At 67.9% G+C, this 19,377-nt stretch carries 17 protein-coding genes; 7 read left to right on the top strand and 10 right to left on the bottom strand.

The genetic code is table 11. The features are described 5' to 3' along the window. Nucleotides 1-30 precede the first annotated feature (30 nt). Both SGRAN_RS04760 and SGRAN_RS04755 read left to right on the top strand, forming a co-directional pair. Nucleotides 31-942 (top strand): SPFH domain-containing protein, encoded by a 912-nt coding sequence (locus SGRAN_RS04760; protein WP_067181083.1) that lies wholly within the window; start codon nucleotides 31-33, stop codon nucleotides 940-942. Nucleotide 943: 1 nt separating this feature from the next. Then, nucleotides 944-1,390, top strand: a complete 447-nt coding sequence (locus tag SGRAN_RS04755; protein ID WP_067107200.1) for an NfeD family protein — start codon at nucleotides 944-946, stop codon at nucleotides 1,388-1,390. A 240-nt stretch (nucleotides 1,391-1,630) separates the two neighbouring features. Here the strand turns inward: SGRAN_RS04755 and SGRAN_RS04750 are convergent, their stop codons facing one another. Next, a complete protein-coding gene (locus tag SGRAN_RS04750; RefSeq protein WP_237233756.1) occupies nucleotides 1,631-2,206 on the bottom strand; it encodes a GNAT family N-acetyltransferase in 576 nt (191 codons plus the stop codon). Between the two features lie 99 nt (nucleotides 2,207-2,305). Further along, nucleotides 2,306-3,196: a metal-dependent hydrolase gene (locus SGRAN_RS04745; RefSeq protein ID WP_067107197.1), complete on the bottom strand. Its 891-nt coding sequence runs from the start codon at nucleotides 3,194-3,196 to the stop codon at nucleotides 2,306-2,308. 76 nt (nucleotides 3,197-3,272) lie between these two features. Here SGRAN_RS04745 and SGRAN_RS04740 point away from each other — a divergent pair, with 76 nt between their 5' ends. The 5 genes from SGRAN_RS04740 (at nucleotide 3,273) to sppA (ending at nucleotide 9,270) form a co-directional block, all read left to right on the top strand. Then, nucleotides 3,273-3,881: a TetR/AcrR family transcriptional regulator gene (locus SGRAN_RS04740; RefSeq protein ID WP_067186905.1), complete on the top strand. Its 609-nt coding sequence runs from the start codon at nucleotides 3,273-3,275 to the stop codon at nucleotides 3,879-3,881. A gap of 68 nt (nucleotides 3,882-3,949) precedes the next feature. Further along, on the top strand, nucleotides 3,950-4,993 hold the full coding sequence (gene obgE / locus SGRAN_RS04735; protein WP_067181082.1) for a GTPase ObgE: 1,044 nt from the start codon (nucleotides 3,950-3,952) through the stop codon (nucleotides 4,991-4,993). Between the two features lie 125 nt (nucleotides 4,994-5,118). Then, nucleotides 5,119-6,225, top strand: a complete 1,107-nt coding sequence (proB, locus tag SGRAN_RS04730) for a glutamate 5-kinase (protein ID WP_067186903.1) — start codon at nucleotides 5,119-5,121, stop codon at nucleotides 6,223-6,225. Nucleotides 6,226-6,265: 40 nt separating this feature from the next. Continuing rightward, a complete protein-coding gene (locus SGRAN_RS04725) occupies nucleotides 6,266-7,183 on the top strand; it encodes an NAD-dependent epimerase/dehydratase family protein (RefSeq protein WP_237233755.1) in 918 nt (305 codons plus the stop codon). Between the two features lie 107 nt (nucleotides 7,184-7,290). Further along, on the top strand, nucleotides 7,291-9,270 hold the full coding sequence (gene sppA / locus SGRAN_RS04720) for a signal peptide peptidase SppA (protein WP_148650794.1): 1,980 nt from the start codon (nucleotides 7,291-7,293) through the stop codon (nucleotides 9,268-9,270). 7 nt (nucleotides 9,271-9,277) lie between these two features. Here the strand turns inward: sppA and SGRAN_RS04715 are convergent, their stop codons facing one another. From SGRAN_RS04715 to sucD, 8 genes are all read right to left on the bottom strand, one after another. Further along, nucleotides 9,278-10,180, bottom strand: coding sequence for an alpha/beta fold hydrolase (locus tag SGRAN_RS04715; RefSeq protein ID WP_067181080.1), 903 nt, complete (start codon nucleotides 10,178-10,180; stop codon nucleotides 9,278-9,280). A 56-nt stretch (nucleotides 10,181-10,236) separates the two neighbouring features. Then, on the bottom strand, nucleotides 10,237-10,878 hold the full coding sequence (locus SGRAN_RS04710) for a trimeric intracellular cation channel family protein (protein WP_067181078.1): 642 nt from the start codon (nucleotides 10,876-10,878) through the stop codon (nucleotides 10,237-10,239). Between the two features lie 13 nt (nucleotides 10,879-10,891). After that, nucleotides 10,892-12,256: an amidohydrolase gene (locus tag SGRAN_RS04705; RefSeq protein WP_237233754.1), complete on the bottom strand. Its 1,365-nt coding sequence runs from the start codon at nucleotides 12,254-12,256 to the stop codon at nucleotides 10,892-10,894. Between the two features lie 42 nt (nucleotides 12,257-12,298). Continuing rightward, nucleotides 12,299-13,696 carry a dihydrolipoyl dehydrogenase gene (gene lpdA / locus SGRAN_RS04700; RefSeq protein ID WP_067181075.1) on the bottom strand — a complete coding sequence of 466 codons (1,398 nt, stop codon included), beginning with the start codon at nucleotides 13,694-13,696 and terminating at the stop codon, nucleotides 12,299-12,301. Between the two features lie 111 nt (nucleotides 13,697-13,807). Continuing rightward, entirely contained in the window at nucleotides 13,808-15,037 is a 1,230-nt protein-coding gene (gene odhB, locus SGRAN_RS04695; protein ID WP_067186896.1) for a 2-oxoglutarate dehydrogenase complex dihydrolipoyllysine-residue succinyltransferase, read from the bottom strand. 81 nt (nucleotides 15,038-15,118) lie between these two features. Next, nucleotides 15,119-17,938, bottom strand: a complete 2,820-nt coding sequence (locus SGRAN_RS04690; protein ID WP_067181073.1) for a 2-oxoglutarate dehydrogenase E1 component — start codon at nucleotides 17,936-17,938, stop codon at nucleotides 15,119-15,121. Nucleotides 17,939-17,988: 50 nt separating this feature from the next. Beyond that, nucleotides 17,989-18,279: a GIY-YIG nuclease family protein gene (locus SGRAN_RS04685; RefSeq protein WP_067181071.1), complete on the bottom strand. Its 291-nt coding sequence runs from the start codon at nucleotides 18,277-18,279 to the stop codon at nucleotides 17,989-17,991. A 105-nt stretch (nucleotides 18,280-18,384) separates the two neighbouring features. Continuing rightward, nucleotides 18,385-19,275: a succinate--CoA ligase subunit alpha gene (gene sucD, locus SGRAN_RS04680; protein WP_067181068.1), complete on the bottom strand. Its 891-nt coding sequence runs from the start codon at nucleotides 19,273-19,275 to the stop codon at nucleotides 18,385-18,387. Nucleotides 19,276-19,377: the final 102 nt, after the last annotated feature.

Here is a 19,377-nt window from a genome sequence, read left to right as displayed (position 1 = left end):
AAGGGAAAGGATTTGCAGGAGGGACGACCGATGGAATTCGCACTCGCACTGGTGATTCTGGCGCTGGTGTTCCTCGTCTGGGCGCTGACGCCCGTGCGGCAGGGTTATGCCTATACGATCGAGCGCTTCGGGCGCTACACGCACACCGCCCAGCCCGGGCTCAACTTCATCATGCCGATCTTCGACCGCGTCGGGCGCAAGGTGAACATGATGGAGCAGGTACTCGACATTCCGGGGCAGGAAATCATCACCAAGGACAATGCGATGGTCGCGGTCGACGGCGTCGTCTTCTTTCAGGTGCTCGACGCCGCCAAGGCCGCCTATGAAGTCAGCGATCTCTACCTCTCGATCATGAACCTGACGACGACCAACCTGCGCACCGTGATGGGGTCGATGGACCTCGACGAGACGCTGTCGAAGCGCGACGAGATCAACACGCGGCTGCTGCATGTCGTCGACGACGCGACGACGCCCTGGGGGGTCAAGATCACCCGCGTCGAGATCAAGGACATCCGCCCGCCCGCCGACATCTCGAACGCGATGGCGCGGCAGATGAAGGCCGAGCGCGAAAAGCGCGCCGCGATCCTCGAGGCCGAGGGTCTGCGCGCCTCCGAAATCCTGCGCGCCGAGGGCGAGAAGCAGGGCCAGATCTTGCAGGCCGAAGGGCGCCGCGAAGCCGCCTTCCGCGACGCCGAGGCGCGCGAGCGCGAGGCGGAGGCAGAGGCGAAGGCGACGCAGATGGTGTCGGACGCGATCGCCAGCGGCAATGCGCAAGCGATCAACTATTTCGTCGCGCAGAAATATGTCGAGGCGGTCAGCCAGTTCGCGACCAGCCCGAACAGCAAGACGATCCTCTTCCCGGTCGAGGCGACGCAGCTGATCGGCACGCTCGGCGGCATCGGCGAACTGGCGCGCGACGCCATCGAACGCAAGGGCGCCTGACATGCCGGGCTGGCTGTCGCACATGGACCCGCATTGGGTGTGGCTGTCGCTCGGCGTGCTGCTCGCCGCGGCGGAGATCGTCGCGCCGGGCTTTTTTCTCATCTGGCTGGGCGCCGCCGCGATCGTCACCGGGGTCGTCGCCTGGATCGTGCCGATCTCGGTGCCGCTGCAGCTCGGCATCTTCGCGGTACTGTCGTTCATCGTGCTCTACACCGCGCGGCGCTGGCTGAAGGCCAACCCGATCGCTTCCGCCGACCCCCACCTCAACCAGCGCGCCGGGCGGCTGGTCGGCGAGGTACTGACCGTGACGCGGGCGATCGAGGACGGCCGCGGCCGCGCGAAGGTCGGCGACGGCGAATGGCCGGTCCACGGCCCCGACGCCGCCGAGGGTGCCAAGGTCCGCGTCGTCAGCGCCGATGGCGGCGTGCTGGTGGTGGAACCGGCCTGAAACCGCGTCGACGGCCTGCGATCTGCAGGAATTCCGGTTTCCGCATTGTCCTTTTTCCGTCATGCTGAATTTGTTTCAGCATCCGTGACCCCTGTTCCCCGGCGCAAGCCAAGGTCCAGATGGTGTCGCGCCGACCAGCATGGAATCCGGCTTTCGCCGGGGAGCGGTTCCTTGCCAGCATGAAGCAGGCAAAACCCGCTCTGGCTCGCTTCGCTATGCTCGCAATGACGAAAGCGGGGGCTACCCCCCGCGCGGGCGGCTGTAGATCGCGACGACATGGCCCAGCGCATCGCTGTCGCCGATCAGGCGGAAGCCGAGCTTCTCCGCCACCCGCTCCGACGCCTCGTTGCCGGGATCGATGATGCAGCGCACTTCGGCCGCGTCAAGCGTCGCGTCAGCCCAGCCAAGAACCGCGCGCATCGCCTCCGTCCCCAGGCCCATGCCCCAGTGGTCGGCGTCGAACGCCCAGCCCGCTTCCGGCTGCCCTTCCAGTTCGGCGATGCCGCGGCAGAAATAGGACAGGCCGCCCTGCCCGACCAGCCGGTCGGTCGCCTTGTCGGCGAACACCCAATAGCCATAGCCGAGCACCGGCCACATCCCGGCAGAGCTCAGGAACTTGCCCCATGCGACATCGGGCGCGCGCGGCTCGCCGCCGATGAAGCGCGTCACGCGCGGATCGGCCCACATCGCGATATGGACATCCTTGTCCGACAGGCGATGCTCGCGCAGGCGCAGGCGGTCGGTCTCGATGACGGGAGGAGCGCTGATCATGGGTGCGCAATGCCGCATCGCGCCGCGGACGGCAATCGCCGTCATGCAAGCCCGCGATTTCCGCGAAGGCGGCCGGACGACCGGGAGAGAGAAGACCGGTCCGGCCGCCTTCGCGAAACGCTCTGCTTGCGAAAGCCCGACGCTTCAGGCGGCCGCAGCCGCCGCAGGCGCCGCCGACGAATGTGCGGGCATCAGCGCGTCGGCATAAGCACCCTCATAGCGACCGATCAGCGCGCGATCGTCATGGTTCCAGGGGTGGAAGCCCGGCATGAAATAGGCGAGCCAGGGCCGGAAGCTCTTGCGCAGCACCCCCGGCTTGCCGAGCAGATACCACCAGATGCGCGCGGTCACCCGCCAGCCGGTCAGCCCGTCCTGCCGCAGCAATATCTTCATGCCGCGGACGCGCTTCGGCCAGAAGCGCGCCGTGACGACGAGCATCATCAGCGACTTCGCCTTCCAGCGCCGCCAGCGGCTCCAGTCCTTCGTCGCGTGAAGCCACGTGTCGTAGGCGACGCCCTTGTGCTCGATCTCCTCGATCGCATGCCATTTCCACAGCGCGCCCCACTCGGGCTCGGCGCCCTGATACATGGCGGGGTCCTTGAGCATGATCGCCGCAAGCATCGCGGTATAATGTTCGAGCGCGATCGTCGCCATCAGGTTCACGATCGGCGGTCGCTGCTTGATCAGTTCCATCACCGCGTCGACATCGGCCTCGAGTTCGGAGAGGTCGTAGCCCGCCTCCTCCGCCTTGCGGTTGAAGACGACATGCTCCCGGCTGTGGATCACTTCCTGCTGGGTGAAGGCGCGAATCTCGCGCGCCAGCTTGTCGGGCACGCCGTCGCGGTGGGCCTTCACTGCCTCGATGAACATCGCCTCGCCCTTCGGAAAGGTCACCGACAGCGCGGTGTGGAAGGTCGAAGCGATCGGATCGCCGTTCAGCCACCAGCGCCCCTGCCGGTCGTCGCGGCCGAAGCGCATGTCGCGCGGGGTGATCGCCAGATCATGCGGCGTGGGGGAGAGCGAAAGGCTGGACATATCTTCCTCACCAGCGAATAGGGGGTGAAGGCGCGGGGGCGCCTCTGGGGCAAGTATCTAGGAATTACTTACAGTGGTGTCAATAGCAAAGAAGCGACTGAGCCCGGAGGAGAGCCGGTCGGTCGCATTGGAAGCAGCCCGTCAGATATTGATCGAACTGGGGCCGCAGGCGTTGACGCTGAAGGCGGTGGCGGGACGCATCGACCGCACCCACGCCAATCTGCTCCACCATTTCGGCAGCGCGGCGGGCCTGCAAAAGGCCTTGGCCGCCTATCTGGCCGAAACGGTGTGCGACACGATCGCCGCCAAGATGACCGCCTCGCCGCCGGGCGAACGCAACGTGCGCGAGATCGTCGACCTCGCCTTCGACGCTTTCGACAGCGGCGGCGCGGGGGCGTTGGCGACGTGGATGGCGGCAACCGGCAACGACGATTCGCTCGACCCGATCATCGCTGCGATCCACCGATTGATCGACGGCATGGCCCCCGACGCGCACGAAAAGCGCCTGATGCACGAGGACACACTCGCGCTGGTATTGATGGCGATGGGCGACGCGCACCTCGGCGGCCCGATGGCCGAGGCGCTGGGCCTGCCGCGCGACACCGCGCGCGCGCTGGCGACCGAACTGATCGCCGGGCGGATCGGAACCTTCTGGGCCGAACAGGGCGGGAAGCCGGGCTGCTGACTATCGCCCGGCGCAAGCCGGGGCGACGATCCCTAGCCAAGTCCCCGCCTTCCCCGTAAAGGGCGGCGATGCATTTCCTCGATCAGGCCAAGATCTTCATCAAGTCGGGCGACGGCGGCCCCGGCGCCGTCAGCTTTCGGCGTGAGAAATATATCGAATATGGCGGCCCCGACGGCGGCAACGGCGGCAAGGGCGGCGACGTCGTGTTCGAGGCGGTCGCCGGGCTGAACACGCTGATCGACTTCCGCTATACCCAGCATTTCAAGGCGAGGCGCGGAACCCCCGGCGCGGGCCGCGACCGCACCGGCGCGGGCGGCGACGATCTGGTGATCGAGGTGCCGGTGGGCACGCAGATTCTCGCCGACGATGATGAACGGACGCTGCTCGCCGACCTGACCCGGGCGGGCGAGCGCATCGTCTTCCTGCGCGGCGGCGACGGCGGGCGCGGCAATGCGAGCTACAAAAGTTCGACCAACCGCGCGCCGCGCCAGCACGGCCCCGGCTGGCCGGGCGAAGAGATGTGGGTGTGGCTGCGGCTGAAGCTGCTCGCCGACGCGGGGCTCGTCGGCCTGCCCAACGCCGGCAAGTCGACCTTCATCAACGCCGTCACCAACGCGCAGGCCAAGGTCGGCGCCTATGCCTTCACCACGACGCGGCCGCAGCTCGGCGTGGTCAGCCACAAGGGTCGCGAATTCGTGATCGCCGACATTCCCGGCCTGATCGAGGGCGCCGCCGACGGCGCGGGGATCGGCGACCGCTTCCTCGGCCACATCGAACGCTGCCGCGTGCTGCTGCATCTCGTCGACGCCAATGATGAGGATGTCGCGACCAGCTATCGCATCGTGCGCGACGAACTGGAGGCCTATGGCGCCGGGCTGACCGACAAGCCGGTGATCGTCGCGCTCAACAAGGTCGACACGCTCGACGACGAACTGATCGCGGCGCTGTCGGCGGAACTCGCCGAAGAAAGCGGCAAGCCCGTGATGGCGCTGTCGGGCGCGAGCGGCGCGGGGGTCGAGGCGATACTCGACAAGCTGCTGGAAGCGATCGACCATCCCGAACCGGGCAGCGACGAAAGAGAAGACGCCAGCGGCGACTGGTCGCCGATCTGAACGACCTGGCGGGCGAAACCGCAGGCCAGCCGGTTTCGCCCGAAAGCCGCCATTCCCATTTTTCCCTGCGCGACTCGGGGATATTCGCATTGGCGCGCCGCGCCGCGCGCGCTATCGGCGGCGGCATGATGCTGTTTCCTCCCGCCTCCTGTCCGCGGCTGATCGTCAAGATCGGATCGGCGCTGCTCGTCGATCCCGATGGCGCGGTGCGGCGCGACTGGGTCGCGGGGATCGCGGCAGACATCGCGGCGCGCACGCGCGCCGGGCAGCAGGTTGCGGTCGTGTCGTCGGGCGCGATCGCGCTGGGCGCGCGGCGGTTGGGGCTCGCCAAGGGCGGGCGCGCGAGCCTGGAGGATGCGCAGGCCGCCGCCGCGACGGGGCAGATCGCGCTGTCGCAGGTCTGGGCCGAACTGCTCGGCGCCGAGGGTCTGACCGCGGCGCAGATGCTCGTCACCCTCGACGACCTCGAACATCGTCGCCGCTACCTCAACGCCGCGGCGACGCTCGACCGGCTGCTCTCGCTGCGCGTCGTGCCGATCATCAACGAGAACGACAGCGTCGCGACCGCCGAAATCCGCTTCGGCGACAACGACCGGCTCGCAGCGCGCGTCGCGCAGGCGGCCGGTGCGGACGGCGTCGTGCTGCTGTCCGACGTCGACGGGCTCTACGACCGCAATCCTGCGATTCCCGGCGCACGGCATATCGCAAGGGTCGAGCGCATCGACGCGCGGATCGAGGCGATGGCCGACGCCGGGTCGGCTTCGGGCATGGGATCGGGCGGCATGGTGTCGAAGATCGCGGCGGCGCGCATCGCCAACGCCGCGGGCGCGCATCTCGCGATCGCGTCGGGCCGCATCGACCGGCCGCTGTCGGCCGAGGCGCGGCATACGCTGTTCCTTCCCAAGCGCGGCGCCAGCGCGCGCAAGGCGTGGCTCGCGGGACGACTGATCGTCAAGGGCCGGCTCGCCATCGACGCCGGCGCGGTCCGCGCGCTGCAGGGCGGCGCCAGCCTGCTCGCGGCGGGCGTCATCGCCACCAGCGGCGATTTCGCACGCGGCGACATCGTCGATATCGCGGGCCCCGACGGGCGCATCGTCGCGCGCGGCCTGTCCGAATATCCGGTCGCCGACGCCGCGGCGATCCTCGGCCTCGGGCGTGACGCGCAGGAGGCGGCGCTCGGCCATGCACCGCGCAGTGCGGTTGTTCATCGCGATCACATGGTGCTGCTGTGATGACGCGCGACCAAATCCTTCCCGTGCCGGGGCGGCTCTGATGCAACCCACGCTGGCGATGACCGGCGCAACCGGCTTCGTCGGGCGCGCGACGCTGCGCCAGGCGGTCGAAGCCGGCTGGCACGTCCGCGCGCTCACCCGCCGCACGCAGGAGGCGCGCGACGGCGTCACGTGGATCGCCGGCGCGCTCGACCGGCCCGACAGCCTTGCAGAGATGGCGGCCGGGGCCGATGCGCTGCTCCACATCGCGGGCGTGGTCAACGTCCCGACCCGCGCGGCGTTCGAGGCGGGCAACGCGGTCGCCACGGCGAATGTCGTCGAGGCCGCGCGCGGCGCCGGGGTGCAGCGCTTCGTCCACGTTTCATCGCTCGCCGCGCGCGAACCCGGCCTGTCGCACTATGGCTGGTCGAAGGCGCGCGCCGAGACGATCGTCGAGGCGAGCGGACTCGACTGGACGATCGTGCGCCCGCCCGCCGTCTTCGGCCCCGGCGATACCGAGATGCTCGACCTGTTCCGCATGGCGCGGCGCGGCCTGATGCTGATCCCGCCGCGCGGCCGGATGTCGGCGATCTACGTCGACGAACTGGCGCGGCTGCTGGTCGCGCTCGCGGCGGAGCGCCATGCCCGCGTCAGGCAGACCTACGAACCCGACGACGGCCAGCCCGGCGGCTGGTCGCATCGCGGCTTCGCGCGCGCCATCGGCCGCGCAGTCGGGCGCGATCGCGTCGCAACGCTCGCTGTCCCGGCGCCGCTGCTGCACGCCGGGGGCCGCCTCGACATGCTGGTGCGCCGCCACCGCGCCAAGCTGACGGCCGACCGCGCCCGCTATATCGCGCATCCGGACTGGGTGGCGGCAGAGGGCGCCCGTCCGCCGCCCGACCTGTGGCGCCCCGCCGTCGACACCGCCGATGCCCTCGCCGAGACGGTGCGCTGGTACCGGCAGGAAGGATGGCTGTGACGCCGTCTCCCCTCCCGCAAGCGCGAGGGGGGATGAGATTGCTTCGCCGTCTTCGGCTCTTCGCAATGACGGTTCCATCTCGGATCATCACGCACTAGATTTGCACAATGACCGACACCCCAGCCTCCGCCCCGAATCCCGCCGGCCCCTGGGCCATCCCCGTGCGCCGTCCGCTACCCGGCGACGACACGCCGCGCGGCACGATCAGCTTTCCGCGCCGGGTCTGGCGGCTGCTCGTGGCGATCAAGGATGGGCTGGCGCTCGTCTTCCTGCTGCTGTTCTTCGCGGCACTGTTCGGCCTGCTCGCGGGCCGTCCCAACGCCTCGCTGCCGGTCAGCAAGGGGGCGCTCCTGCTCCAGCTCGACGGCATCGTCACCGAACAGCCGGCGGAAATCGACCCGTTCGCGGCGCTGTCAGGCGGCGCGCAGCTTCGCGAATATCGCGTTCGCGACATCGTCCAGGCGCTCGAAACCGCCGCCGACGACAAGCGCGTGACCTCGGTCGTCCTCGATCTCGACCGCTTTTTGGGCGGCGGGCAGGTCTCGCTCGCAGAAATCGGCGCCGCGATCGACAAGGTGCGCGCGAAGAAAAAGCCGGTGCTCGCCTTCGCCACCGCCTATACGACCGACAGCTATCAGGTCGCGGCGCATGCCAGCGAGATATGGGCCGACGACATGGGCGGCGTCGCCATCGCCGGGCCCGGCGGGTCGCGTCTCTATTACAAGGGGCTGATGGACCGGCTCGGCATCACCGCCCACATCTATCGCGTTGGCACCTTCAAGAGCGCGGTCGAGCCCTATCTGCGCGGCGACCAGTCGCCCGAGGCGAAGCAGGCCGACCTCGCCTATGCCGGCGTGCTGTGGGACAAGTGGCTCGCCGACGTGAAGGCGGCAAGGCCGAAGGCAAAGCTCGACGCCTTCATCGCCGATACGCCGGGCGCGGTCTGGGCGGCAAGCGGCGACCTGGGCCAGGCATCGCTGTCCGCCGGGCTGGTCGACAAGCTTGGCGGACGCATGGCATTCGGCGCGCGCGTGGCCGAAATCAGCGGCGCCGCGGACGACAGCCGGCCGTGGGATTATAACGCCATCCCGCTCGACAATTGGGTCGCCGCCAATCCGCCCGCGCAGAAGGGCCGCGCGATCGCGGTGATCCCGGTAGCGGGCGAGATCGTCGACGGCGAAGCCTCGACCGGAACCGCCGGCGGGGAAACGATCGCCGGTCACATCCTCGACGCCGCGAGCGACGGCGGGGTGAAGGCGATCGTGCTGCGCGTCGATTCGCCGGGCGGATCGGTGCTGGCGTCCGAACAGATTCGCCAGGCACTGCTCGCCGCCAAGGCGAAGAAGCTGCCGATCGTCGTCTCGATGGCCAATGTCGCGGCGTCGGGCGGTTACTGGATCTCGACCCCCGCCGACCGCATCTTCGCAGAGCCCGACACGATCACCGGCTCGATCGGCGTCTTCGGCATCCTGCCGAGTTTCGATCAGGCGCTGGCAAAGATTGGCGTGACCACCGACGGCATCGCGACGACGCCGCTGTCGGGCCAGCCCGACATATTGGGCGGCGTCAACGAACCGTTCAACCAGCTCGCACAGGCGAGCGTCGAGCAGATCTATGCCCGCTTCACCGGCCTCGTCGCCAAGAGCCGCAAGCAGCCGCTCGACAAGGTGCTGCCGATCGCCGAAGGCCGGGTATGGGCCGGGGGGACGGCGCGCCAGATCGGGCTGGTCGACCAGTTCGGCGGCCTGCCCGACGCGCTGGCGGCGGCGGCAAAGCTGGCCAAGGTCGACGGCGCCTTCCACGCCAAATATTTCGAGGACGAGCCGAGCGAATGGTCGAAGCTGCTCGCCAGCCTGACGCGCGACGACAGCGCCGACGCCGCCGCGCCGCGCGGCTGGTTCGGCATCGCGGCGATGAACCGGCAGCTGGCCGAACGCCGGCTGGTGCAGGACCTGTCTATGCTGTCGGCGTCGGGGTCGGTGCAGGCTGCGTGCCTCGACTGCCGCGCCTATCTACCGGTGGTGCCGCGGCCGGGCGCGACCGGCCCGAAAGGCGTGTTCGCCGCGCTGGCGTTGCTGTTGAGGTAACGGCCGATCAGGGCGCCACGGCCGCGCCTTTGGCATGCTCCGCGATCGCATCGGCGAGCGTGTCGACCAGCGCCAGCGGCAGGTCGTGTCCCATGCCGGGGATCGTCATCAGCCGCGCTCCCGCGATATGCGCCGCCGTGTCCCGGCCGCCCGCGATCGGGACCAGCGGGTCGGCCTCGCCATGGATGACAAGGGTCGGCGCCCGCACCGCCTTCAGCATCGGTCGCCGGTCGCCGTCGGCGACGATCGCCGCCATCTGGCGCGCGACGCCCTGCGGATACCAGCCGCGCTCGAAATCGCCGCGCACCCGCCGCTGCAAACGCTCCTCCTCCGCCGGATAACCGGGGCTGCCGATGACCCGCGCGGCGCGCACCGAATAGGCGATCATGTCTTCCGGATCGCCGCTCATCGGCCGGTTCGCCAGCACCTGCATCGCTTCCTTCTTCGCGCGCGGCAGGCGGCGGTTGCCGGTTGTCGACATGATCGAGGTCAGCGACAGGGTGCGCCCCGGATGGCTGGCGGCGATATGCTGCGCGATCATCCCGCCCATCGACGCGCCGACGACATGCGCCCGGTCGATCTCCAGACGGTTAAGCAGCGCGACGCCGTCGTCGGCCATGTCGGCGAGCCGATAGGCACTGCGCACCGGCAGGCCCAGCGCAGCCTTGACGAACATCCATTTGAGGTTGGGCACCCCAGCCGCATCGAAGCGGGTGGACAGGCCGACGTCGCGATTGTCGTAGCGGATGGTGCGGAACCCACGCGCGACCAGCGCATCGACGAACTCGTCGGGCCACAGCGTCAGTTGCCCGCCCAATCCCATGACGAGCAGGATCGCGGGGGCGTCGCGCGGCCCCTTGTCCTCGAAGGCGATGCTGATGCCGTTGGCGGTCGTCCGGTCGGTCGTCATGCGTGTCCCCTGCCAAAGGACGCCAACCTTGCCGCGCGGCGCGCGCCGGTCAAGCGTCAGCTTGTCCCGTCGCCGCCGGCGCGGCCATAGGTGGGCAGGCCCAGCGACCAGCGGATCGCCGCGCCGCGCAGGATGAAACCCGCGGTCGCGCCCGTCACCGCCGCCACGGCCGTCCCCGCGCCGAGCCAGAGCAGCGCCAGGAACAGGCCCGATGCCAGCGCCCCCGCGGTCACATAGATTTCGGGGCGCATGATGATCGACGGCACGCCCGCCAGCACGTCGCGGATCGTGCCCCCGACGCAGCCGGTGATGACGCCCATCATCAGTGCCGGTACCGGGGGCACGCCCCAGCTGATCGCCTTGGCGGTGCCGAAGACGCTGTAGGCGGCGAGCCCGACCGCATCGGCCCATTCGAGCAACTGCCCGCGCCGCCACCATCGTTCGGGGGTAAGCCAGACGGTCAGCGCGATCGCAATGCACACCGCGGCAATCGCGCCGTCCTGGACCCAGAACACCGGCGCGCCGATCAGCAGGTCGCGCACGCTGCCGCCACCGACGCCCGTGACCAGTGCAAAGAAGCAGGCCGTGACCAAGGTCTGCCGCAACCGCACCGCCATCAGCGCACCCGACAGCGCGAACACGCCGATCCCGACGAGGTCGAGCAGGCGGACGAGCAGCGCGTTGTCGATGGCGTCCATCGGCGCGGGCCGGTCAGCGCTCCGCCGGCCGGACGCCGCCGACGATCGACAGCACGATCGCCGTCACCGCGTTGCGGATCGCGGGCTCGGCCTGCGGGGCGAAGAAAGGCGAGTGGTTGGTCGGCGCCGGTTCGCCCTTCGCCTTGAGCGCGGCGAGGACGGCGGGATCGTAGCCGCCGATCGCGAAGAAGATCGACGGAACGCCGGCATCGACGAATTCGGAGAAATCCTCGCTGCCCGACATCGGCGGCGCGCTCGCCGGTGCGAAGGCGAGACGGTCGCCGAACACGGGTTTCAGCATCGCGGCCGCCGCGGCCGCCATGCCCTCGTCGTTCATCAGCACGCCGGTGCCGCCCAGATAGCTGATCGTCGGCGCGGGCGCGTTGCCCATCTGCGCCGCCGCCTTTGCCGCACGCGCGGTGCCGCTGCGCAGCAGTTCGCGCACATCGGGCGCCTGCGAACGAAGGTTGACCTTCACCTCGGCACTGTCGGGGATGATGTTGGGCGCGCTGCCGGCCTGGATCGCGCCGATCGTCAGCACGCCGAACGCCGCCGGGTCCTTTTCGCGGCTGATCACCGTCTGCACGTCAGTGACGAAGCGCGCCGCGATCGGAATCGGATCGATCGTCGCAGCGGGCATCGAGCCGTGGCCGCCGCGACCGTGAAAGACGACCGAATAGCTGTCGGACGCCGAAGAAGACGGCCCCGCCTTGATCGCCACCACGCCAGAAGGCAGGTTGCTGACATGCGCGGCAAAGCCGAAATCGGGCTTGGGAAAGCGCTTGAACAGCCCGTCGTCGAGCATCGCCCGGGCACCCTGCAGCGGCTCTTCGGCGGGCTGACCGATCAGCACCACCGTCCCCGACCAGCTGTCGCGCATCGTGGCGAGCGCCTGCGCGACGCCGACCAGATAGGCGACATGTGTATCGTGACCGCAGGCGTGCATCACCGGCACGTCCTTGCCCTCATAGGTCGCGCGCGCCTTACTCGCCCACGGCAGGCCGGTCTTTTCCTCGAGCGGCAGCGCATCCATGTCGGCGCGGACGAGGATCGTCGGCCCCGCACCGTTGCGGAGCACGCCGACGACGCCGGTGCCGCCGACCTTCTCGGTGACGGTGAAACCTGCCTCGCGCAGACGCGTCGCGAGGATACCGGCGGTGCGCGCCTCCTGCATCCCCAGTTCGGGATGCGCGTGCAGATCCTTGTAAAGCGCTTCGAGCGCCGGATAATCGCGGTCGAGCAACGCGTCGAGGCGCTGGCTGACGACCGAAAGGTCAGGCGCGGCGGCCGCCGGAATGGCGCCATCGGCTGCCTGTACAGCGAGCGGCCACGCCGCCGCCATCGATGCCGCCATCCATAATCCCAGTCGTGCCGCCATCGTCACTCTCCCCCGTTCGTGCCCCGGCCGCCGACGGCGGCGTCAGATATGGATCGGCTTGCCCGTCACCGCCATCGCGGCTTCCTTCACCGCCTCGCTGTGCGTCGGATGCGCGTGGCAGGTGTATGCGATGTCCTCGCTCGTCGCACCGAATTCCATCGCCTGCGCGGCCTGCGCGATCATCGTGCCCGCGACGCTGGCGATACACCAGACGCCCAGCACGCGGTCGCTCTTCGCGTCGGCGATCACCTTGACGAAGCCGTCGGGCTCGTGGTTCGTCTTGGCGCGGCTGTTCGCGAGCATCGGGAATTTGCCGACCTTGACCTCTCCCCGCTCCTTCGCGGCTTCCTCGGTCAGGCCGACCCCGGCGATCTCGGGCATGGTGTAGACGACCGACGGGATGACGTCGTGGTTCACGATGCCAGTCAATCCCGCGATATTCTCCGCGCAGGCGATGCCTTCATCCTCGGCCTTGTGCGCGAGCATCGGCCCCGGCACGACGTCGCCGATCGCCCAGATGCCGGGAACGTTCGTGCGGAAATCATGGTCGGTTTCGATCTGGCCACGCTTGTTGACCGAGAGTCCAGCCTTGTCGAGCGCCAGCCCATCCGTGTTCGGGCGGCGCCCGATCGACACCAGCACGACGTCGGCTTCCAGCGTCTCCGCATCGCCGCCCGCAGCGGGTTCGAGCGTCAGCACCGCCTTCTTGCCTTTGACCTCGGCCTTCGTGACCTTGGTCTTAAGCTTGAATTCGATACCCTGTTTCTTGAAGATCTTGTTCGCTTCCTTGCGGACATCGCCGTCCATGCCGGGCAGGATCTGGTCGAGGAACTCGATGCAGGTCACCTTGGCGCCGAGGCGGCGCCACACGCTGCCGAGTTCGAGCCCGATCACGCCGCCGCCGATCACGACCATATGGCCCGGCACCTTGGCGAGTTCGAGCGCGCCGGTCGAATCGACGATCACGCCCTTGGCATTGTCGACCTCAACACCCGGAAGCGGGGTCACCGACGAGCCGGTGGCGATGATGATATTCTTCGCGCGCACCGCCTTGCCCGCGACCTCGACCGTGTCGGCGGAGGTGAATTTCGCATAACCCTTCAGCCAGTCGACCTTGTTCTTCTTGAACAGGAATTCGATGCCGCCGGTCAGGCCCTTGACCGCATCCTTGCGCTGGCCGTGCATGGTGTCGAGGTCGAGTTCGGGCTTCACCTTGATGCCCATCTTAGCCATCGCGCCGCCAGCGGCGGCTTCAAAATATTCGGACGCGTGGAGCATCGCCTTCGACGGGATGCAGCCGACGTTTAGGCAGGTGCCGCCGAGTGTTTCGCGTCCTTCGGCGCACGCGGTCTTCAGGCCCAGCTGCGCCGCGCGGATCGCGGCGACATAGCCGCCGGGCCCGGCACCGATGACAAGGACGTCGTAGTCAAAGTCCGACATTTCAATCTCCGTTCGCCCTGAGCTTGTCGAAGGGCCGTACTTTTCTCAATCCGTCGCTCTCAAGAGAAGAACGGGGCTTCGACAAGCTCAGCCCGAACGGATGTGGGATATTTAAAGATCGATCAGCAGCCGCGTCGGGTCCTCGATCGCTTCCTTGATCGTCTTGAGGAAGGTCACCGCCTCGCGGCCGTCGACCAGCCGGTGATCGTAGCTGAGCGCGAGATACATCATCGGGCGGATGACGATCTCGCCGTTCCGCACGACCGGGCGGTCCTCGATACGGTGAAGCCCGAGCACCGCCGACTGCGGCGGGTTGATGATCGGGGTCGACATCAGGCCGCCGAACACGCCGCCGTTCGAGATGGTGAAGGTGCCGCCCGTCATGTCGGCCATCGTCAGCGTGCCGTCCTTGGCACGCTTGCCGAGGTCGGCGATCGCCTTCTCGATCTCGGCGAAGCTCAGGCTCTCGGCATTGCGCACGACCGGCACGACCAGCCCGTTGGGCGCGCTGACCGCGACCGAAACGTCCAGATAGTCGTGATAGACGATCTCCTCGCCCTCGATCCGGCCGTTGACCGCCGGAATATCATGCGCTGCGAGCGCGACCGCCTTGGTGAAGAAGCTCATGAAGCCAAGGCGCACGCCATGCTTCTTCTCGAAACTGTCGCGATAGCGCTCGCGCGCCGCCATCACCGCCGACATGTCGCAGTCGTTGAAGGTCGTCAGCATCGCCGCGGTTTCCTGCGCCGACTTCAGGCGCTTCGCGATCGTCTGGCGCATCCGCGTCATCTTGACGCGCTCCTCGCGGCGGCCCGGGGCGCCTCCGGCGGCCGGCGCGGGTGCGGCAGGCGCGGCGGGAGCGGGAGCGGCTTCCGGCGCGGCATTGGCGGCGGCGAGCACATCCTCCTTGGTCAGGCGGCCGTCCTTGCCGGTCCCCTTGATCTTCGTGGGATCGACGCCGTGTTCGAGCACGAGACGGCGCACCGCGGGCGACATCGTCGTCACCGTGTCGACCGCATTGTCGCTGGCCGTCGCGGCGGGTGCGGAGGCCGCGGCTTCGGCCTTGGCGGCCGGAGCGGGCGCCGCGGCCGGCGCCTTGCCCGAACCCGCCTCGATCGTCGCGATCACCGCGCCGACCGCGACGGTGTCGCCGACGGCGACGACCTGCTGTCCCATCACGCCCGCGACCGGCGACGGCACCTCGACCGCGACCTTGTCGGTTTCGAGACTCGCGATCGGCTCATCGATCGCGACGGCGTCGCCCGGCTGCTTCAGCCATTCGCCGACCGTGGCTTCGGTCACGCTTTCACCCAGGGTGGGGACTTTGACTTCGGTGCTCATCGCTTCTTCCTTGGGGACCATGGACAGGGACTACCCCTGTCCATCGGGATTGTCGTTGCATCGGGATGGACGCGCCAGCCCCTATTTCTTCTTCGTCCGGCGAATCTCGGCGCGAACCGACAGGCCGAGCGCATCGGCGACGAGCGCGCCCTGCTCGGTCTGGTGGCGGCTCATCAGGCCCGTCGCCGGCGAGGCGGCGGCGGCGCGGCCGGCATAGCGGGCGCGCTTGCCCTTGTGCCCGGCTTCGTCCAGCGCTTCCTCGATCAGCGGCTCGACGAAGAACCACGCGCCGTTGTTGCGCGGCTCTTCCTGCGCCCAGACGACCTCTTCGAGGTTCGTCATCCGCTTCAGCCGCGCCGCGAGCGCTTCGCCCGGGAAGGGATAGAGCTGCTCGATACGGATGATCGTCGTGTCGGTCAGGCCCGCGGCATCGCGCGCCTCCATCAGATCATAGCCGACCTTGCCCGAACAGAAGACGGCGCGCCGGATCGCGCCATCCTCGGGCGGGTTGCGATCGGACATAATGCGCCGGAAATGCGCATCGCCGATGAAGTCGCTGCGCTGCGAAACCGCCAGCTTGTGGCGGAGCAGCGACTTAGGCGTCATGATGATCAGCGGCTTGCGGAACGACCGCAGCATCTGGCGGCGCAGGACGTGGAAATAGTTCGACGGGGTCGAAATATTGCACACCTGGATATTGTCGCCCGCGCACAGTTGCAGGAAGCGTTCGAGGCGCGCCGAGCTATGCTCGGGCCCCTGCCCCTCGTAACCGTGCGGCAGCAGCATCACGAGGCCGTTGGCACGCAGCCACTTGGCCTCGCCCGCCGCGATGAACTGGTCGATCATGATCTGCGCGCCGTTGGCGAAGTCGCCGAACTGCGCTTCCCACAGCACGAGGCTCTTCGGATCGGCCATCGCATAGCCATATTCGAAACCGAGCACGCCATATTCCGACAGCGGGCTGTCGAGCACCTCGAAGCGGCCGTGCGGCACGGTCTTCAGCGGAATATATTTATGCTCGTCGGTCTGGTCGACCCAGACGGCGTGGCGCTGGCTGAAGGTGCCGCGCCCCGAATCCTGACCCGACAGGCGCACCTGATAGCCCTCGCTGAGCAGGGTGCCGAAGGCGAGCGATTCGGCGGTCGCCCAATCGAACACGTCGCCATTCTTCTTGTCGGCGAACATCGCGGCGCGCCCGTCGATGACGCGACGCAGCGTCTTGTGCACCTGCAGGTCGTCGGGAATGGTCGTCATGATGCGGCCGATGCTGTCGAACAGCTTTTCCGAAACGCCGGTCGCGATATTGCGCCGCGCATGTTCGGAATCGCCCGGCATGTGCAGCCCCGACCAGCGACCGGCGAACCAGTCGGCCTTGTTCGGCTTGTAGCTTTTCGCCGCTTCGAACTCTTCCTCGAGCCGCGCGGTGAATTCGCGGCGGTGCGCGTCGGCGTCGCCGGCCGCAATCACCCCTTCTTCCTCCAGCCGCTGCGCATAGAGGTCCGATACCGCCGGATGCTTGCGAATGCGGGCATACATCAGCGGCTGGGTGAACGACGGCTCGTCGCCCTCGTTATGGCCGAAGCGGCGATAGCACCACATGTCGATGACGATGTCGCGCTTGAACTGCTGGCGGAAATCGATCGCCAGCTTGCAGGCAAAGGTCACCGCCTCCGGATCGTCGCCGTTGACGTGCAGGATCGGCGCCTGGACGCCCTTCGCGACGTCCGACGGATAGGGCGACGAGCGCGCGAACTGGGGGCTGGTCGTGAAACCGATCTGGTTGTTGACGATGAAGTGGATGCAGCCGCCCGTATTGTAGCCGCGGATGCCCGAGAAGCCGAGGCATTCCCAGACGATTCCCTGCCCCGCGAAGGCCGCGTCGCCGTGGATCAGCACCGGCAGGACCTGTTCATGCTCGATCAGGTCGTCGCGCACCACCTGCTGCGCGCGCACCTTGCCGAGCACCACCGGGTCGACCGCTTCGAGGTGCGACGGGTTGGGCACCAGCGACATGTGCACCGAGATGCCGTCGAACTCGCGGTCGGTCGAGGTGCCGAGGTGATATTTGACGTCGCCCGAACCGCCGACGGCCTCGGGATTCGCGCTGCCGCCCTGGAATTCGTGGAAAATGACGCGATAGGGCTTCGCCATCACGTTCGCGAGCATGTTGAGCCGGCCGCGATGCGCCATGCCATAGACGATCTCGCGCACGCCGTACTGGCCGCCATATTTGATGATCGCTTCCATCGCGGGGATCATCGCCTCGCCGCCGTCGAGGCCGAAGCGCTTGGTGCCGACATATTTGCGGGCGAGGAATTTCTCCCACTCCTCGGCGTCGATCACCTTGTTGAGGATCGCCTGCTTGCCCTCGGGGGTGAACTCGACATGCTTGTCGGCGCCCTCCATCCGGTCCTGCAGGAAGCGCCGTTCCTCGACGTCGGCGATGTGCATGTATTCGAGGCCGACATTCCCGCAATAATTGGCCTGCAGGATCGCCACGATCTCGCGCACCGTCGCCTTTTCGAGCCCCAGCGTCCCGCCGAGGAAAACCGGCCGATCCTGGTCGGCGCCGACGAATCCGTGATATTCGGGGGTGAGGTCGGCGGGCAGTTCATGCTTCGACAGGCCGAGCGGGTCGAGCGACGCCGCCAGATGGCCGCGCACCCGATAGGTCCGGATCAGCATCATCGCGCGGATCGCCTCGTCGGCCGCGCGCTCGACCTCGGCGTTAGAGAGCGGCGCGCCGGCCTTCGCCGCGGCGGCCTTCACCGCGACCTGCATCTGCTGCGGATCGAGCGCGGCGGTCAGGTCATCGCTGTCGACCAGGGGCCAGTTTCTGGGCGCCCAGCTCGGTCCGGGCTGCGGTTCGTCGATGTCGAAGCTTTGTCGTTCGAGGTTCATTTTCCCAACCTATTCGTGCCCTGCGAAGGCAGGGATCGATCTCCAGAGGCCTAATTCAACGTTTCGGATAAATCATTCCACTCGGGATTATGCTCCTCGATGCGATTGATCTTCCACGCCCGGTTCCATTTCTTCATCCGCACTTCAAGCTGCCGGGCGTCGTGGATGCTTTCAAAGCAATCGAACCACACCAGCAGTTTGCAACCATAACGCTTCGTAAAACCTTCGATCATGCCTTCGCGATGTTGCCAAACCCTTTTCGGCAAATCGCTGGTCACACCGATATAGATCGTCCCGTTTTTCCGGCTCGCCATGATATAGACATAGCCGGGCGGGACCATCCTAAATCGTCCCGACGTGTTCCCCCGCGAAGGCGGGGGTCCAGGAGACACAGCAATGGGTCCCCGCCTTCGCGGGGACACACGAAAAAGAGGAGCAATTGGGGGTCACACCCGCTCTTTCAGCACCTCCGCCAGCGTCGTGCCCAACTCCGATGGCGAGGCCGACACGGTGATGCCCGCGGCTTCCATCGCCGCGATCTTGCTTTCGGCGTCGCCCTTGCCGCCCGACACGATCGCGCCGGCATGGCCCATGCGGCGCCCCGGAGGCGCGGTGCGGCCCGCGATGAAGCCGACCATCGGCTTCTTGCGGCCGCGCTTCGCCTCGTCGATCAGGAACTGCGCCGCCTGCTCTTCGGCGTCGCCGCCGATCTCGCCGATCATGATGATCGACTTGGTCGCCTCGTCGGCAAGGAAGAGTTCGAGCACGTCGATGAAGTTGGTGCCGTTGACCGGGTCGCCGCCGATACCGACCGCGGTCGTCTGGCCCAGTCCGACGTTCGAGGTCTGGAACACCGCCTCATAGGTCAGCGTGCCCGAGCGCGACACGACGCCGACGCTGCCCTTCTTGAAGATCGACCCCGGCATGATGCCGATCTTGCATTCGTCGGGGGTCAGCACGCCAGGGCAGTTGGGGCCGATCAGCCGCGACTTGGAGCCCGACAGCGCGCGCTTCACCTTGACCATGTCGAGCACCGGAATACCCTCGGTGATCGCGACGATCAGCTCGACCTCGGCATCGATCGCCTCGAGGATCGAATCGGCGGCGAACGGCGGCGGCACGTAGATGACCGACGCGGTCGCGCCGGTGGCCTGCTTCGCCTCGGCGACGGTGTCGAACATCGGCAGGCCGATATGCGTCGTGCCGCCCTTGCCCGGCGTCACGCCGCCGACCATCTGCGTGCCGTAGGCGAGCGCCTGTTCGGTGTGGAAAGTGCCGGTCGCGCCGGTCATTCCCTGGGTGATGACCTTGGTATTCTTGTCGATCAGGATGCTCATAGATTTTCGTTCCGTTTTCCGTGCGCCCCGGGTGGGACCACCTCCAGATACCAGTTCACCCGCACCCTCGTTCCGAGGGGGCGGGCGACGGGCCCCGCCTTC

The organism is Sphingopyxis granuli (assembly GCF_001559015.1).
Lineage (GTDB): Bacteria > Pseudomonadota > Alphaproteobacteria > Sphingomonadales > Sphingomonadaceae > Sphingopyxis > Sphingopyxis granuli.
Note: the sequence above shows the minus strand (reverse complement) of the source record. Positions and strands in the feature narration are given on the sequence as shown.